15 protein-coding genes are annotated in these 16,498 nt (G+C 53.6%); 3 read left to right on the top strand and 12 right to left on the bottom strand.

Annotation, left to right across the window (positions count from 1 at the left end):
- The first annotated feature begins 53 nt into the window (after nt 1-53).
- Together AADB16_RS08050 and AADB16_RS08045 are read left to right on the top strand one after the other, a co-directional pair.
- On the top strand, nt 54-977 hold the full coding sequence (locus AADB16_RS08050; protein ID WP_309045409.1) for a glucosaminidase domain-containing protein: 924 nt from the start codon (nt 54-56) through the stop codon (nt 975-977).
- Between the two features lie 44 nt (nt 978-1,021).
- Nucleotides 1,022-1,939 (top strand): acyltransferase, encoded by a 918-nt coding sequence (locus AADB16_RS08045; RefSeq protein ID WP_410802521.1) that lies wholly within the window; start codon nt 1,022-1,024, stop codon nt 1,937-1,939.
- A gap of 10 nt (nt 1,940-1,949) precedes the next feature.
- Here the strand turns inward: AADB16_RS08045 and AADB16_RS08040 are convergent, their stop codons facing one another.
- The 4 genes from AADB16_RS08040 to zapE all read right to left on the bottom strand — a co-directional run bounded on the left by AADB16_RS08040 (nt 1,950) and on the right by zapE (nt 9,444).
- The gene (locus AADB16_RS08040) at nt 1,950-4,637 is read right to left on the bottom strand and encodes a LuxR C-terminal-related transcriptional regulator (RefSeq protein WP_410802519.1); all 2,688 of its coding nucleotides are present in this window, start codon (nt 4,635-4,637) and stop codon (nt 1,950-1,952) included.
- A gap of 163 nt (nt 4,638-4,800) precedes the next feature.
- The gene (locus AADB16_RS08035; RefSeq protein ID WP_410802517.1) at nt 4,801-6,159 is read right to left on the bottom strand and encodes a DUF1329 domain-containing protein; all 1,359 of its coding nucleotides are present in this window, start codon (nt 6,157-6,159) and stop codon (nt 4,801-4,803) included.
- Nucleotides 6,160-6,192: 33 nt separating this feature from the next.
- Nucleotides 6,193-8,055, bottom strand: a complete 1,863-nt coding sequence (locus AADB16_RS08030) for a DUF1302 domain-containing protein (protein ID WP_410802516.1) — start codon at nt 8,053-8,055, stop codon at nt 6,193-6,195.
- 255 nt (nt 8,056-8,310) lie between these two features.
- On the bottom strand, nt 8,311-9,444 hold the full coding sequence (zapE, locus tag AADB16_RS08025) for a cell division protein ZapE (RefSeq protein WP_298448221.1): 1,134 nt from the start codon (nt 9,442-9,444) through the stop codon (nt 8,311-8,313).
- 194 nt (nt 9,445-9,638) lie between these two features.
- On the opposite strand from zapE, the gene AADB16_RS08020 reads away from it, so the two are divergent.
- Nucleotides 9,639-10,067, top strand: a complete 429-nt coding sequence (locus tag AADB16_RS08020) for a YhcB family protein (RefSeq protein ID WP_298448223.1) — start codon at nt 9,639-9,641, stop codon at nt 10,065-10,067.
- A 32-nt stretch (nt 10,068-10,099) separates the two neighbouring features.
- On the opposite strand, the gene AADB16_RS08015 is transcribed toward AADB16_RS08020, so the two are convergent.
- Genes AADB16_RS08015 through AADB16_RS07980 form a run of 8 tightly spaced genes read right to left on the bottom strand, consistent with a single transcriptional unit; the run spans nt 10,100 to nt 16,420 of the window.
- Nucleotides 10,100-10,843 carry a Nif3-like dinuclear metal center hexameric protein gene (locus AADB16_RS08015; RefSeq protein ID WP_410802514.1) on the bottom strand — a complete coding sequence of 248 codons (744 nt, stop codon included), beginning with the start codon at nt 10,841-10,843 and terminating at the stop codon, nt 10,100-10,102.
- A gap of 48 nt (nt 10,844-10,891) precedes the next feature.
- On the bottom strand, nt 10,892-11,944 hold the full coding sequence (gene hisC, locus AADB16_RS08010; protein WP_410802512.1) for a histidinol-phosphate transaminase: 1,053 nt from the start codon (nt 11,942-11,944) through the stop codon (nt 10,892-10,894).
- Nucleotides 11,937-13,247, bottom strand: a complete 1,311-nt coding sequence (gene hisD / locus AADB16_RS08005; protein WP_410802510.1) for a histidinol dehydrogenase — start codon at nt 13,245-13,247, stop codon at nt 11,937-11,939. Before hisD ends, hisC begins: the two co-directional genes overlap by 8 nt.
- Before the next feature lie 26 nt (nt 13,248-13,273).
- On the bottom strand, nt 13,274-13,912 hold the full coding sequence (gene hisG / locus AADB16_RS08000; RefSeq protein ID WP_410802508.1) for an ATP phosphoribosyltransferase: 639 nt from the start codon (nt 13,910-13,912) through the stop codon (nt 13,274-13,276).
- Nucleotides 13,913-13,941: 29 nt separating this feature from the next.
- The gene (gene murA, locus AADB16_RS07995) at nt 13,942-15,204 is read right to left on the bottom strand and encodes a UDP-N-acetylglucosamine 1-carboxyvinyltransferase (RefSeq protein WP_298448232.1); all 1,263 of its coding nucleotides are present in this window, start codon (nt 15,202-15,204) and stop codon (nt 13,942-13,944) included.
- 28 nt (nt 15,205-15,232) lie between these two features.
- Nucleotides 15,233-15,475, bottom strand: a complete 243-nt coding sequence (locus AADB16_RS07990; RefSeq protein ID WP_298448233.1) for a BolA family protein — start codon at nt 15,473-15,475, stop codon at nt 15,233-15,235.
- A gap of 25 nt (nt 15,476-15,500) precedes the next feature.
- Nucleotides 15,501-15,809 (bottom strand): lipid asymmetry maintenance protein MlaB, encoded by a 309-nt coding sequence (locus tag AADB16_RS07985; protein WP_410802506.1) that lies wholly within the window; start codon nt 15,807-15,809, stop codon nt 15,501-15,503.
- Complete coding sequence (locus AADB16_RS07980) at nt 15,806-16,420, bottom strand: phospholipid-binding protein MlaC (protein WP_410803622.1); 615 nt, start codon at nt 16,418-16,420, stop codon at nt 15,806-15,808. The genes AADB16_RS07985 and AADB16_RS07980 overlap by 4 nt, the downstream gene beginning before the upstream one ends.
- Nucleotides 16,421-16,498: the final 78 nt, after the last annotated feature.

The following is a 16,498-nucleotide window of genomic DNA, read 5'->3' as shown; positions in this document are numbered from 1 at the left end:
CTCGTTGCATATAAGCTTAACGGGCGTACAAACAGGTTGTGACGAGAGGTTTTATGTTTCCCGCAATGCGCTCGCTAATGCTGGTCATTCCCTTGGTGGCTTTTGCCCTTGCGGGAGCTCTATACTCACCCCCGGACTACACAGATAGCAGCGACAATTCGGGTTCAGAGCCTGCCCTCAGTTCTCTCCCACCTCTGCCTGCATGGGCTCGCGCAGAATTACCGGACTTTACCGGTTATAGCGATACCACTGAAAAGAAAGTGGCTTTTTTCTCCTTTCTCTATCCTCGCATTGTTCTGGCCAATTCCCGTATTCTCATTGAGCGGGATTATCTTGATAGCCTTACCCACAAGGAAACCCTGTCGAAGAACGAACATGATTGGCTCGCAGCGCAATCCAAGCGTTTGCGCGTAGATGAAGAACCCGGCAGCCCTGAACAATTTGCGCTACTGAGAAAACGTCTGGATGTTATCCCCCCTTCCCTGATTCTGGCCCAAGCTGCCAATGAATCCGCTTGGGGCACCTCGCGCTTTGCTTTGCGCGGTAATAATCTATTTGGCCAATGGTGCTTCTCGAAAGGGTGCGGTCTGGTGCCGCTAAGCCGTGCAGATGGCGCTAATCATGAAGTGGCGGCCTTCCCCTCACCCTACCATTCCGTTCGTGCCTATATCCAGAACCTGAACCGGCATGGGAGTTACAAGGGACTGCGTGACACCCGCCTTGATGACAGAGAAGCGGGCGATCCACTCTCCGGGCTCGCCCTTGCCCGAGGGCTGATCAGTTATTCCGAACGTGGCGAGGATTATGTTGATGAAATACGCTCGATGATCCGCTATAACAACCTTGAGTTCTACGACAGCGAATTCCGTAAAATTTTGAGTGACCGAAGCCCATCGCACCTGAAGGTTCTTGCATCCGCAAGTGCCGAGCACCAGTTGCTTCCCGGCCAAGGCGCTGGCTTGTCGGCCGAGGGCTAAACACCCCAACGAACCTTCTGACAAACAGACAGAGACGCTTCCGAATGTTTTATTTTTTGCCTGCGCCGCTAAAGGGAACCCTGGCGGCTCTTCTTGTAGTGCTTAGCACACTGACACTTTTCCCATTCCTGATGCTGTTTGCACTATTGAAACTGGTGCTTCCCGTAACCTTCATTCGTAAAGGTTGCACGGTGGTTCTGAACACCATCGCCCACGTTTGGATAGGGTTTAACAACCTGGTGATGGATAGCTTGCACAAGATCGAGTGGGATGTGCGGGGCGCGCAGCATCTCAGCCAGGAACACTGGTACTTTGTTACCTGCAACCACCAGAGCTGGGCCGACATTCCGGCAATTCAGTACGTACTCAACAGCAGGATCCCACTGCTCAAGTTCTTCCTGAAAAAAGAGCTTATTTGGGTGCCACTACTGGGCGTTGCATGGTGGGCACTGGATTTCCCCTTTATGCACCGCCACACGAAAGAGCAAATCGCCAAAAACCCGGAACTGAAGGGCAAAGATATTGCGGCTACCGAAGCTGCGTGCGAGAAGTTCCGTTATACACCGGTAACCATTTTCAACTTTATGGAGGGCACGCGCTTCACGCCCGCCAAACATCAGCGCCAGAAATCGCCCTATAAAAACTTGCTCAAACCCCGGGCCGGAGGCACCGCCTTCGTTTTAGGTGCCATGGGGGAGATGTTACATACCATGCTGGATGTCACCATTGTTTACCCCGGTGCCGGGGAGCAGCGCATCGGTATTTGGGACTACCTTTCCGGGCGTATCGAAAGGATTATTATTGATATCAGAATTCGGGAGATTCCACCGCAATTTCTGGGAATGGACTATGAAAGCAATCGCGAAACCCGGGTGGAGTTTCAGCGCTGGGTAAGTGAGCTATGGGCCGAAAAGGATGCCCTTATCGAAACTCTGAAGAACGAAGATCTTCAGCGCCCGTAAGCTGTGCTCTCTACAACAAGCCCAGCTCTCGGGCGCGAACCGTTGCCTGGGTGCGGGAGCGTACTTCCAGCTTGGCGTTTATACGGCGGGCGTGGGTTTTGACTGTGTGCAGAGAAATATGCAGTTTGTCTGCAATCTCCTGGTTCGATAACCCTTTGGCAATCAACTCCAGCACAACCTGTTCCCGCTCGCTGATAGGCTCAGCAAGCGAAGCAGGCAGCTCAATCCCGGATATGGCGAATAAGCGGCCCAATGCGTCCCGAAAGGGCGTGCTTGGTAGCTGGCCGTAAGCCCGTGCCATCAGCTCATTCAGCTCCAGCTTTAGCTCTGCAAACGGGCTGATAAAGTGCTCTTTTTCCGCTTCGGACACCACACTCACGAGTATTTTTTGTGCAGCAGCCGGGCCCTTATCTTCACTGATCAATATGGCTTCCAGCAACCGCATGTGGAGATCCACCCCCCAAGGGATGGCCTCTTCATAACGCTTGCGGGTACTTGCCAGAGTTTCACGGGCCCTTACCGTTTCGCCCCGAGCAAGATCCAGCCGCACCTGCAAACAATCGAGTAGCCCAGGCATCATGGGAAAGAGTTCCGGCACGCAACCGGCATCCCGGTATGGCTGCAATCTCGCGAGCGCCTGAACGACACTGTCCAACTGGTTCTGAGCCAGCCAGCAGCTGGCCTTGAGTGCTTCGAGCACCGGCACATAGAGAGACTCATCTACCTGCCAGGTGTGCATGGTCCGCTCAGCCCTTCCTATCCATACAAAGGCATCTTCCAAACGATCTTGTGACCGGCACATCAACACTCGAATGGCCATTGCCAGTAGCAATCCCAAGTCGCGGGCCTGCTCGGCGTGGCGACCACAGGTTACCAACAAGCGATCCGCTTCCGCATCGCGCCCCTGGTGCCAAAGTACAAGCACCAGATTGAGTTGGAGCCTCGTTTCACCGATCCTTGCGGGGCGAGCCTGCTCCTGAACGGCTGTATCGAGACCGGTTCGAAGCAGCTGTTCCGCATGCTTGAGCGCCCCCTTTCCAAGCTCAATACGGGCATGAGCATAGACTGCCAGAGCCTCTGACCCTGGGTCGCCCGCTTCCCTTGCCAAGCGAGATGCTGCCCGATTTGCCTCCCGCGCTTCCACGAATCGCCCGGATGCACACAGTGCGCTGGCCCGAACCATTTGCGTTACAAGCTGGCCCTGAGGTGACAACTCACCCCCCGAGAGGGCTCGATCAGCCATATCCAGAGCGGGAGCTACTTGCCCCTCTCCACGCAAAATAAATGCCCTGAGCGCAAAAACCCGTGCCTCATATTCCTGATAATTCTGTCCTTCCATACCGTCAAGCAGTAACCTCGCCTGTCGGAACTGGCCGCCAATGGCATGCACCCAGCTATACACAATTCTCAGCCTCGCACTGCGTTCCAGCAGTGGAGCCGGAAGGCTTTTACGTAAACGCAACAACGAGGCCGTATCCTGCCCCAGCAAAAGTGCTTCAGAACCCTCAGAAGCGATGCGGATGATTTCTTCTACATCTCCCGCAAGCAATGAATATTTCAGTGCCTCCGGGAACTGATTGCGATTGCTGAACCACAGGCTGGCAGCAAGCATTCTGTCGGTATAGCCTGCCATCACTGGCGCTTTAAGCCATTCCATTAATAATGGATTGATTCTGTACCAGCGCCCCCAGCCCGGCATAACTTTTACCGGCAAGCCTCGCTCACACGCTTCAGATGGAAGCAGAACGCCGCCGGGAATTGGCGGCTCCAGCGCTAAAAGAAGCTCGTCAGAGCAAAGCCCAAGTTCCGACATGGCCCTGAGCGATCCCACCTGCCCCTGCGACAAACTGCCCAGAACAGACTCCTTCAGAAAACGCCCTACTCCTGGCGTCTCAGAAACCGCGTGCCTCTCGGAGCTTTGCAAGATATCCCGACGATAGAGAGCCAAGGGCGTAGGCCAGCCCTCGGTTAAATCATACAGATGGTCAATAGCCACACTGGTTAGCTGTTGGTTGTTCAGTACTTCCTGGAAAAAACCGAAGGTTTCACTTCTGCTGAACTCAAGTTTTTCGGTGCCTATGCGGGTGAAACGGTTTTCAAGCTCCAATGAATGCGTTTCATAGGGCAGGGCCTGCCGTGAAAGCATAGCAACCGAAAAGTTGGACGGGATATCGGCTACCAGCTGCTGAAGCAGTGCAACGACGGCAGGGTTCGATATGTGGTGCAGGCCATCAAGAACAAGAACATGGCGTTTCTGTTCTGGGGCCTTTTTCAGCGCCAAAAGCATTATGGCGAGAACATCGGGGAAGGTCGTACTCCCCTGCAGGCCACTTTCGCAGGATTCAGGTATATCCAGCGCCACAGACAACAACCCTAAAAAACGGGTTGGTGCGTTGTCCTGGCTATTCAGCTGCAACCACCGAACAGAGTCATCAGGGATACCTGACGCTTGAATACCCAAAGCAACCGCATGGGATTTCCCATAGCCACAAGGGGCATCAACAAACAACACACCGCGAGGTGTTAATGCATCGGAAACCAGCGCCGCGAGATGAGGACGCGCCAAGGCATCTGCTGGCACAACCGGTGCCTGCAGCCTTTGCCTGAGCAAATCTCTTACTAACTCACCTCGTTGAAGCCCGCTATTTGCAGACTGAAACTCGTCATTGGCTGCATAGCCGTCTTTAAATGATTTCAAACGATGCCCCGAACACGCCTTTGGTATTATAGGAGGTTAAACCAAGTGAGGTGCTGGCTGCAAAGTTTTGACGTTAAAGGTGCATGTCTGGCGGCAATTTTTTATCACAGAAACAGAAACGGCGGGCCAAGGCCCGCCGTTTCTGAAAGATCCAGGTTTACACTTAGGTACCTGCACGGCGAAGAGCCGCGGGCGTGTAATCTCTGGACTGGCGCTGAACGCCAAATTGGTACGGATTCGTTTCCTCGTTGGTCAGACCGTTGACCAGGTAACGGCCGGACAAAAGGTCATAGAGGGTTTCAATCGCATACCAAGGCACATCCCGGTCGTAAAACTGCATGGAGTGAGCTTCAGCAACTCGCCAGAGCTCTCCACGACCATCGTAATGGTCAACAACCGCAGCCTGCCAGGTATCTTCGTCAATATAGAGATCACGCTGGGCATAGATATGGCGCTCGCCCTCTTTCAGAGTAGCCTTCACGTGCCAAACCCGATGCAGCTCATATCGCGTAAGATTCTGGTTGATATGGCCAGGCTTTATGATCTGGTCATAGGTCAAGTCGCGATCGACCAGCTTGTAGGAGTTGTACGGAATATACATTTCCTTTTTGCCGACCAGCTCCCAGTTGTAACGATCTGGCGCGCCGTTGAACATATCGAAGTTATCCGATGTGCGCATGCCATCAGCCGCTGTACCTGGTCCATCGTAAGCAACCTGTGGTGCACGGCGAACGCGGCGTTGCCCAGCGTTATATACCCAGGCACGACGTGGCTCAGCTACCTGATCAAGAGTTTCGTGTACCAGCAGTACGTTACCGGCCAATCGTGCGGGCCCGGTAATAGCCTGCTTGAAGTAGAACAATACGTTGGGATCTTTGTCCGGGGCGTAATCTGTCAAATAGGTACGCCATGTAAGCTCATCCTGGAACTTAACAATGGAATAGGATCCGTTGGTTGTTGGCGTTGCCTGCCCGACGTTACGCTGAACAGAACCACCACGATAGCGGGTGATGTGGTTCCAGTAGACTTCGAGACCGTTCTGTGGAATCGGAAACGGCGTTGCGTTCTGATAGTTGTCCAGACCGTTACCACCTTTGATCATTTCTGCTTTGGTGGCGTTCTTGACGGTCTCATCCATGATGTTTTGGGGGTAGGCGGCTGTGCGATGGGTTTCATAAACCGGAAGCACGTAGTCCTTGTATTGCTTGATCATTGCAACCTGCCCGGGGGACAGTTTATCGGCATATTCCGCCACGTTGCTCTGATCAATAGTGAACTGGGGCTTCTCGTTAGGGAACGGGTTTACATAAATGCCGTCGCCTTTATAGCCCGCAGGGGGTGATGTCAGGCCGCCATCCCATGCCGGGATCGCTCCACCATTACCTGCTTTTTCTGCACCGATAGGTGTCAGCGAGTCACCCAGTTTGGCTGCCTCCCCTGCAGAAACTGCACCCCAAGCCTGGCCCGCAACGAGACTCGCCGCCAAAATGCCTGTGGCCAGTAATTTCTTGTTTAGTTTCATTTAAATTACCTCGTTAAACGAATTTTTGACGGTTCAGAATGAGTAGGAAACGCTGGCACTCACGAAATCCCGATCAGTCAACTCGTTATACGGCTTGCCACCGAAAAAGTTTGTGTAACCGATTTCGCCGGTAATCTTGTTCTGGTACACAGCCTCAACAGACAAGCCAATAGCCTTGTTGCCTTCGTTGAAGTTACCGCCAGGAGAAGGAGCATAGCCCTTCACGTCATGGCTCCACGCCAACTGTGGGGACAGGTTGATGCCTGCAAAGACGTTCGGGTAGTTCCATACCAAGCGGGAGCGATAGCCCCATGAGAAGTCGGTTGTGAACCCCTCGTTATTACAGTAGTTGGTGTTGATGTTTTCTGCAGGATTACCACCGGCGCCTAAACAGGCATCTCCCCCGGAATCTAGAGGCAGAGTGCCAATACCAAAGGTGCCTGAGCGGCCGTACCTTGCCTCGTCATAGCTTGGGAGGCCGTGCACATAAGTAGCGCCGAACTCAGCAATCAACGACATACGGCTGGCACCCATAATCTGATCAAAGAACTTGATCAGTGTGAACTGTGCCTGAGATACGCCAAAGCGGTCATTACCGGATACCTTCATGCCCGGAGTAAGCGTTCCGAGCTCTTCCAGGCGCTGCTCTTCAAGCTTGCCGAGAGTCTCACCATTCGGGCCACGCTTCTGCAAGCCTGCGTAGATCAGCTCAAACGCGTTCCACTGCAGCGGCATATTATCGCGGTAGGAATACTCAGCGCCAAGCGACCAGCCACCCGGGGTGTTGGTGTTGATACTGATACCATAGAGGTTAATGTTTTCAGGGTATTCAACATAGTACGACGGGAAAGGACTATTGCCATCGTTTACTGTACCGCTCACGTACGGCAGGCGGCTGTTGTACTTGATGTAGTAAAAGCCAAGCTCAGAGTCGTTCAACGCTGGCACATACCAACGCATGGCCACACCGAACTGATCCTTTGAATCTGCTTCTTCATCACCTAAGCGCGGCGCGATAAAGCCCTGAGCGTATGCCTGGGAATCGGGCAACTGGCCTGCTAGTAGCACGGGGCCACAGCCGTCAGATGTAAAATCGTTGGTGGAGAAGAATGTTCCACAATCGTCCGCACGAACGGGTGCCCAATCTGTCTGCACGAATGCCTCAAGAGTGATGTTCTCCGTGACACCGGCCGACATGTAAAGCATTTCAACCGGCAGAAGAGCGTCTTTCAGCTCGGAGCCAGGCGCACGAAATGCGGGCACGTCAATGGGGTTAATGGCGTTTATGCCACCCTGGATAAAGGTGCTCTCACCCCAGCTCACTACTTGCTTGCCGTAGCGCACACTCAGGGGCACGTCGCCCAGGTACCAGTTGGTAAACACGTAAGCGTCGAGAAGTTCTCCGCCCGATGCATTGCCTTTCGCTGAATCATTGAGCTCACGCCGTTGACCAACATAGTCCGTCGCACGCCCCTCATCTTTCAATTCGAAGTCATACCAGTAGCGAACGCGCGCCAAACCACCGACACGGGTCAGGTATTGGCTATCAACCGCGTAATCAAGGAACAGTTCAGTGTTGCCTTTGACGATCTTGGAGTAGGTGTCACCCTTTTCAAAGTTGAGGTTGCCATCATCGTAGTTGTTCGTTGATGCACCAATATTTGCGTTAGTGCCACCGGGGGCGTAACTCGGACCAAGGTTACCCTGGGCGATCAAGCGCGCGTCCCGATCCTGGGTACGCCAACCGACACCCGCTGATAGCGTGGTGTTAATCTGGGCTTCCACATCCCCAACATAGAAAGAATAAGCAGATGCCTGGCCCGAAAGGCCCGCTGCAACTGCCACGGCAAGCGGTAATTTTGTCCAACGCTGCCATTGGTGTGTTTTTCTTGTCATTGGAAGGCTACTCCATTGTTGTTCTGAGTCGCTGCTCTGATTATTGGTATTCACGATGTATTGGAGGCTTCATGCACAGTGCTCGTGATGTAAGCACTATAGCTAACGCTGTCCACTGCTTTGATCAGTCAAAAGTATGATTTTGCTCTCACTAACTGCTCACCGCCCCGATCGGCGCCGGGTTTACTCGCACGCCTTCACTATAGACAACATTTGCAGATGCAACCACTTTGCTTTTGATGGATTTTTGCTGATTTAAGGCTTATGGGGCGCTTCGAGATATTCCTGCGACTGCATTTCCAGAAGACGGGATTCCGTTCGCTCAAACTCGAAGCTCAACCGGCCGCCGGAATAAAGCTCGGTAATGGGGGCCGCCGCAGAAATGATGACCTTCACGTTGCGGTCGTAAAACTCGTCGATCATGTTCACGAAGCGTCGGGATTGGTCGTCTTTCTCACCCCCGAGCACGGGCACATTGCTGACGATGATGGCGTGAAACTGGCGCGCCATTTCAATGTAATCATTCTGGCTGCGCGGGCCGTCGCACACATCTTTAAAATCAAACCAGACCACATCGTCGGCATGGGCCTGCGCGGGAATCTTGCGGCCGTTGATCTCCATGGACTTGCTGTGCTTGCCCGCTTCCACCGCCAGCGCGTCAAAGCTTTTACGCAAACTCGCATCCGCCTCTTCACCCAGCGGGGAGTAGAAGAGTTCAGCTTGTTCCAGAGTTCGCAGCCGGTAATCGATGCCGCCGTCGACGTTCACTACGTCGGTGTATTTATTTACCAATGCAATAGCGGGCAGAAAACGAGCCCGCTGCAAACCATCCTTATAGAGCCCATCAGGGACAATGTTGGACGTACACACCAAGGTAACGCCTCGCTTGAACAAGCCTTCCATTAAGGTTGCCAGGATCATTGCATCGCCAATATCAGAAACAAAAAACTCATCGAAGCAGATCACCCGAGTTTCATTGGCAAATTTCTTTGCCACCAGATCCAAGGGGTTCTTTTCGCCTTTAACGTTTTTCAGCTCCTGGTGTACCCGCTGCATAAATCGGTGAAAATGCACGCGCATTTTACGCTTGAACGGTAGCGACTCGAAAAAGGTGTCCATGAGATAGGTTTTGCCACGGCCAACACCGCCCCAGAAGTACAGCCCCTTAACGGGTTCTTCCCGGCCTTTTTTCAACTTGCGCCGCAATTTGGTGACCGCTTTACCGCGTTCGCTTTCCGCGTCCACCAGTTTATCGTAGAGTGTCTGTAGGCGCTGAACGGCATCAGCCTGTGCCGCGTCCTTATGAAACTCCGGGCGCTCAAGATCCGCTTGGTAACGCTGCCAGGGTGTCTGGTTTGCGGTGGCGATAGAAGGCGAAGAAGCTGTCATCAGGAAATCCCGGGGTCAGATCGTTGATTTTGGGCGGCGTATTATCGCGTATATACGTTTTTTTCGCCATGCTGAAGACCCACCGGGCAATACGACGATTGGCGCAGTATTCAGGCATGGGCTGATGACGCTACGAGCGTTATACTGACCGATATGGATTTGCTCATTTTTAAGGCAACAGGACGAGATAGCATATGACAAACCTGATTCTGGCAGCGATTGCCGCATTGATTGTTGGCATTGTCATCGGAGCGATTTTTGGCCGCTCAGGACAAGGTTCCACGCTGCGGCAGCGCCGTGCCGAGCAGCAGGCCGAGGAGGTGCGTAATGAGTACACTCGCTACCAGGCCCAGGTAAATGAGCATTTTATGGAGTCAGCCCACTTGCTACGCCGTTTTAACGATGCATACCGAGACGTAAACCAGCACATGGCTCGTGGTGCGAATCGGTTGTGTAACGACGAGGAGTGGATGGCTGAACTGGCAGAGGAAACGTCTCGCAAGCGCCTGGAAGAGGTCTCCGAAGATGGTGCTGAGCCACCCAGGGACTATGCGCCAAAAACTTCTGGCACCTTGTCTGAAGATTTCGGGCTCAAGAAGGGTGACAAGTCGGCAGAGGCTTGATTTCGCCTGCCGCTAGCCTCTGTTCCGCTTCGTTAAACTGGATTGTCGCAGTCAATGAAGCGATGCTTGATCCCGAACTCTTTTTCTAGTGCTGCTCCAAGCGCCTTTACACCATACCTCTCTGTTGCGTAGTGGCCGGCAGCGTAATAGTGAATTCCACATTCCCGGGCTGTATGCGTAGTCGGCTCGGAGATTTCACCACTGATATAGGCATCCAGGCTCGCATCAATTGCGGTGTTGATGAATCCTTGCGCTGCGCCTGTACACCACCCCACCCTTTTGATTTCTGCTTTGCCGTCGCCGACTCTTAAGGGTTCTCTATGAAGTGCTCTTGCGATGTGCAACCCGAATTTTTCGGGACTGACCGCTTCCTTAAGCTCACCTTCCCAAACCAGACCGTTTAGCGGCCTTGGATTTTCGATGCCCAGGATATCTGCTAATTGGCGGTTGTTGCCGTATTCCGGGTGATCATCCAACGGCAGGTGGTAAGCTACAAGGTTGATGTCGTTATCCAATAGGCGTTTTATGCGCTCGCGTTTCATGCCTCGGATGGCCTGGTCTTCACCTTTCCAGAAGTAGCCGTGGTGAACGATCAGCATGTCGGCATTTGCTGCTATGGCGGCTTCTACGAGATCTCTGGAGGCGGTTACGCCGGTGACGATGGTGCTGATCTCACTTTTGCCTTCGACCTGCAGGCCGTTTGGGCAGTAGTCCTGGAATTCGCCCGGCTTTAGCCACTCATTGAGTTTAGCGAGAATACTGTCACGGGTTGCCATGCTTTATCCTCTTTTGCCTTAGACTTGGGAGTTATCGGCTTTGGTGGTTTACAGAGATTTAAGGCCGGCAATTAGGGCGTCATTTTGCTCTGGGGTACCGATAGTAATCCGCAAAAACTCGCTGATTCTCGGCTTATTGAAATGACGCACGATGATGCCCTGCTCTCTCAAATCTTGCGCAAGGCCTTCACCAGACTTCTCCCTATGACGAGCAAAAACGAAGTTGGCCTTGGACGGCAAGACTTCAAAGTTCAAACCTTCCAAGGCCTTAGTGACTCGCTCCCGCTCAGAGATCACGCCCTTGCACGACTTTTGGAACCAAGCCTCATCTTCGTACGCAGCTTTTGCACCTGCCTGTGCAAGCCTGTCTAACGGGTAGCTGTTGAAGCTGTCTTTAACGCGGTTTAGCGCTTCAATCAGATCCGGGTGACCGATGGCGAAGCCGACCCGCAAGCCAGCCAAAGAACGGGCTTTGGAAAGGGTTTGGCAAACCAGCAGGTTGGGATACTGACCCACTAGTTTGACGGCAGATTCGCCGCCAAAGTCTACATAAGCTTCGTCGACTACAACAACACGCTCGGTGTTGGCCTGAAGGATTGTCTCTACATGCTCCAGCCCAAGATAACGGCCGGTGGGCGCGTTTGGGTTGGGGAAGATGACTCCACCGTTTGGCTGCTTGTAGTCTTCAGGGTTGATTTCGAAGCTGTCGGTGAGGGGTACTGCTTTGCCGTCGATGTTGTAAAGGCCGCAGTACACCGGGTAAAAACTGTAGGTTACATCCGGAAACAGCACGGGTTGGCCGTGCTGGAACAGGGCGCAGAATATGTGAGCCAGAACTTCGTCGGAGCCATTGCCCAAAAACACTTGTTCGGGTTTTACGCTGTGGTAGGTGGCAATGGTCTGGCGCAGGCTTGAACCTTCCGGATCCGGGTAGAGGCGCAGGCTGTCGTTAAGTTCTGCCTGGATAGCCTCGATTACCTTTGGCGAGGGGCCGAAAGGGTTTTCGTTGGTGTTCAGTTTTACCAGGTTGGCCATTTTTGGTTGCTCGCCTGGCACATAGGGGACCAGGCCTTTGACCAGAGGACTCCAGAATTTACTCATCGCTTTTAATCCTGTACTCAGCTGAACGTGCGTGGGCAGTTAGCCCCTCTCCCCTTGCCAACACCGAAGCAACCCGCCCCATACGATCGGCACCTTTGGCACTAAAACCAATGATGGAGGAGCGCTTCTGGAAATCGTAAACGCCCAACGGGGATGAGAACCGGGCAGTGCCGCTGGTAGGCAGCACGTGGTTAGGTCCAGCACAGTAATCGCCCAATGCTTCGGCGGTGTATCGGCCCATAAAGATGGCACCGGCGTGGCGGATTTCTTCGAGCAAGGCTTCGGGGCTTTCGACAGAGAGCTCCAGGTGTTCGGGCGCTATGCGATTGGATACTTTTGCGGCTTCGTTCAGGTCTGCAACGTGAATCAGCGCTGCGCGATCCGTCATGGAGGTGCGGATGATGTCGGCGCGTTCCATGGTGGGGAGCAGTTTGTTGATGCTGGCTTCTACAGCATCGAGGAATTCCGCATCGGGGCTGATCAGTATCGACTGGGCTTGTTCGTCGTGCTCGGCCTGGGAGAACAAATCCATGGCGATCCAGTCGGGATTGGTTTTGCCATCGCAGATTACGAGGATTTCCGAAGGGCCGGCGATCATATCTATACCAACCGTGCCGAAGACTTCCCGCTTGGCAGTGGCTACGTAGATGTTGCCTGGGCCAACGATTTTGTCTACTGCCGGAATGGTTTCTGTGCCGTAAGCAAGAGCACCAACTGCTTGCGCACCGCCTACCGTAAATACACGATCAACACCTGCGATGGCCGCAGCGGCCAGTACCAAGTCGTTCACTACGCCATCCGGAGTAGGGACAACCATAATGACTTCGCCCACACCAGCCACTTTTGCTGGAATGGCGTTCATCAATACAGACGATGGATAAGCCGCCTTGCCACCCGGCACGTAAAGGCCCGCGCGATCCAGAGGCGTTACTTTCTGGCCCAGCACAGTGCCGTCTTCGTCCTGATACTGCCAGGATTTCTGCTCCTGACGTTCGTGGTAATCCCGCACCCGGTTTGCGGCTTGCTGCAGTGCCACGCGCTGATTCTGTGGAATAGCTTCCAAAGCCTGCTGTAAGCGGCTCTGGCTCATTTCCAGCTCTGCAACACTGCTGGCTGTCAAACGATCAAACTTCTCCGTGAACTCCAGAACCGCTTGGTCACCACGAGTTTTTACTTGATGCAGGATATGCCGTACTGACTCGTTCACCTGATGATCAACACTGTCATCCCAAGCCAACAGCGTGGCCAGCTGGCTAATAAAGTCAGCTTGGGAGGCGTTCAATCGTTTGATGCTAACGGTCATGTCTCAAATCCTGCGTTGGATTGTTTCTAGCGACGCTTATCTACAGCCACCGCCATCTTCTCGATAATGGGATTAATATGATCGTGTTTCATCTTCATGGAAGCACGATTAACCACCAGCCTGGTGCTGATATGGTCAATCAGTTCGCGGGCTTCAAGGCCATTGGCCTTCAAGGTATTGCCGGTATCTACGATATCGACAATCTCGTCCGCTAACCCGAGAATCGGCGCCAGCTCCATTGCACCATATAGCTTGATGAAGTCGGCCTGCCGGCCCTGCGCTGCATAGTACCGGCGAGCCATGTTGACGAACTTGGTGGCCACACGAATACGCCCAACGGGGGGTGTTTCACCTACGGGGCCTGCGGTCATCAGCCGGCAACGAGCAATATTTAAATCCAGAGGCTCGTATAGCCCTTCCCCGCCGTGCTCCATCAACACATCCTTACCCGTTACACCCAAATCAGCACCGCCGTACTGCACGTAAGTAGGCACGTCTGTGGCGCGGAGAATGAGCACGCGCACATTCGGGTCTGAGGTGGGGAACACCAGCTTACGGGATTTCTTGATATCGTCGATCAGCTCAATCCCGGCTTCCGCCAGCAGTGGCAGGGTTTCTTCCAGAATTCGCCCCTTCGACAAGGCGATGGTGATGGAATCTGTCATGCGTCCTTCCGGTTTCCCGTATGTGTCTGTCACGCTGGCAAGCGGCGGATACTTCCACCAAGCAGCTGCAGCTTCTCTTCAATGCATTCGTACCCGCGATCAATATGGTAGATACGATCAATAATCGTATCTCCATCTGCCATCAAGCCTGCAATAACCAAGCTGGCAGACGCTCGTAAGTCCGTTGCCATGACCGGAGCACCCGTCAGGTGGTCAACACCTTTGATAATCGCGGCATTGCCTTCCAGCGTGATGTCCGCACCCATGCGGGTCAGTTCTTGCAGGTGCATGAAACGATTCTCGAACACCGTCTCGATGATGGTACCGGTGCCCTCTGCTACCGCGTTCATGGCTGCAAACTGTGCCTGCATATCCGTAGGGAACGCCGGGTATGGAGCTGTGCGAATGTTAACCGCCTTCGGGCGCTTGCCTTTCATGTCCAGCTCGATCCAGTCAGGGCCGGAGGTGATATGGGCCCCTGCCTCTTCCAGTTTGAGCAGCACTGCATCCAGCAAATCTGCGCGGGTATCTTTCAGTTTTACCCGCCCGCCAGTCGCTGCTGCTGCCACCAGATAGGTTCCGGTTTCGATACGGTCTGGCAGTACGTTGTAGTGACAACCATGCAGGCGTTCAACACCTTCAATTTCGATGGTTGAAGTACCGTGCCCGGTGATCTTCGCGCCCATGGCAATGAGGCACTCGGCAAGGTCTACAACTTCGGGCTCACGAGCCGCGTTTTCGAGGATGGTTTTTCCATCCGCAAGGGTTGCAGCCATCAACAGGTTTTCGGTGCCGGTTACAGTCACCACGTCCATGAAAATGTGCGCGCCTTTCAAGCGGCCATTGGTTTTCGCTTTGATATAACCGTTTTCCACGGTGATATCCGCGCCCATTTGCTCAAGGCCCTGAATATGCAGGTTTACCGGGCGGCTACCAATGGCACACCCACCTGGCAGAGAGACCTCCGCCTCACCAAAGTGTGCGACCAGCGGCCCCAGCACCAAAATGGAGGCGCGCATGGTTTTAACGAGCTCGTAAGGGGCATGAAAATGCTTGATGGTGTTGGCGTGAATTTCCACGCTCATTTTCTCATCAATCATCAAATCCACACCCATGCGGCCCAAGAGCTCGATCATGGTGGTCACGTCGTGCAGATGTGGCAGATTACCAACGGTAACCGGCTCGTCTGCCAACAGGGTTGCCGCAAGAATAGGAAGCGCTGCGTTTTTGGCGCCGGAAATCCGGATCTCGCCGTCCAGAGGCTTACGGCCTCGGATTAGAAGTTTGTCCACAATAGTAATCCTGTTGTGTGCGAGAGGCTCAGCCCTGACGCGCAGCCCATTCAGCCGGGGTAAAAGGTTTCGGGTGAAGGGCGTGAATAGTGCCATCCATAATTTGCTGGAATAGCGCTTTGTTGATCAGCTGCTGTCGTTTGATGCTCGACAGACCTTCAAAAACGTCACCTATAACGACCACCATATAATGGTTACCGTCGATCTGTACCTGCACCTCACAACCGGGCAGTGCTTCCTCGACCAACTGGGTGACTTCGGTGGCGTCCATAGTAAATCCTCAGATATTTATGAAATCAGGGGCGGGATTGTAACCAATCTGCGAGGCTGCTCAAAGCGGCAAGGGAAACGAGACGATCAGGGGCACCGGAAAAAGACAATGCAACCCCCTGCTTTTCCGCCAGCCGACTCCAACATAGCAGCATGGAGAGGATAACGCTGTGAGTGGTGGATAAGCCCGAAAGATCTACTACCACGCCATTTCCGGCAGCAGTGATAAGCCGCTCGCCTTCAGCCCGCAGGGGAGCAACATTGTGGGCATCAATCGCGCCGGAGACAAACAGCGCGCCTGCCTCCAGCCGAACTGTCGGTGTTTCCGTGCTCATGATTTATTCACTTCATCTTCCAGGTTGAGGGATTTGACGGCATCACTCCAGCCGTCGATAACCACTTCAACCTGACCGCGATTGGCTTCCATTTCCTGGGTAAAGCGGTCCCGGAAGGAAAGACCAATGTTAACCCCTTCAACGATGACATTTTCCATCATCCAGTTGCTGCCTTCGTCCTTGCGGTACATGGAATAGGTAACTGAATGACGGTTTCCAGACGCAGTAATGACTTCCATGGCTACCGACGCCCGGTTGTCGTCACCGGGATTAATCGTAGCGCCCCGCACCTTGATCTCGAAATTGTCCGCGCTCATCAGCGCCTGCGCGTAGCTATCAAAAAGGCTACGTTTGAACTTGACCACAAACTCGTTCCGTTGCTCAGGCGTTGCCTGGCGCGCATAGCGCCCCATTACACGGGCAGCAATCCGGCGAAAATCCACGAAACCTTCCAGCTCATCGTCCATGTTCTGGTAAAAAGCTTCCGGATCACTTTCATAGAGGCCACGTTCTTCATTGAGCTTGTTCACCAATCGCTGCGTGTTTTCATCGACATACTGTTGCAAATCGTCTTCCGGGCCGGCCTGTACCGATGCCACGCAAAACGCCATCAGTGTGACGGCGAGAAAAAATCGCTGTGTAACGTGCTGTATTAAAACAGTCATCTCGCTTCTCCTGTTCTGTCGCTC

Origin of the sequence: Marinobacter sp. KMM 10035 (assembly GCF_046537445.1) — a bacterium.
Classification (GTDB): Bacteria; Pseudomonadota; Gammaproteobacteria; order Pseudomonadales; family Oleiphilaceae; genus Marinobacter; species Marinobacter sediminicola.
The sequence above is the reverse complement of the archived record's forward strand: the minus strand, read 5'-3'. Positions and strand labels throughout refer to the sequence as shown.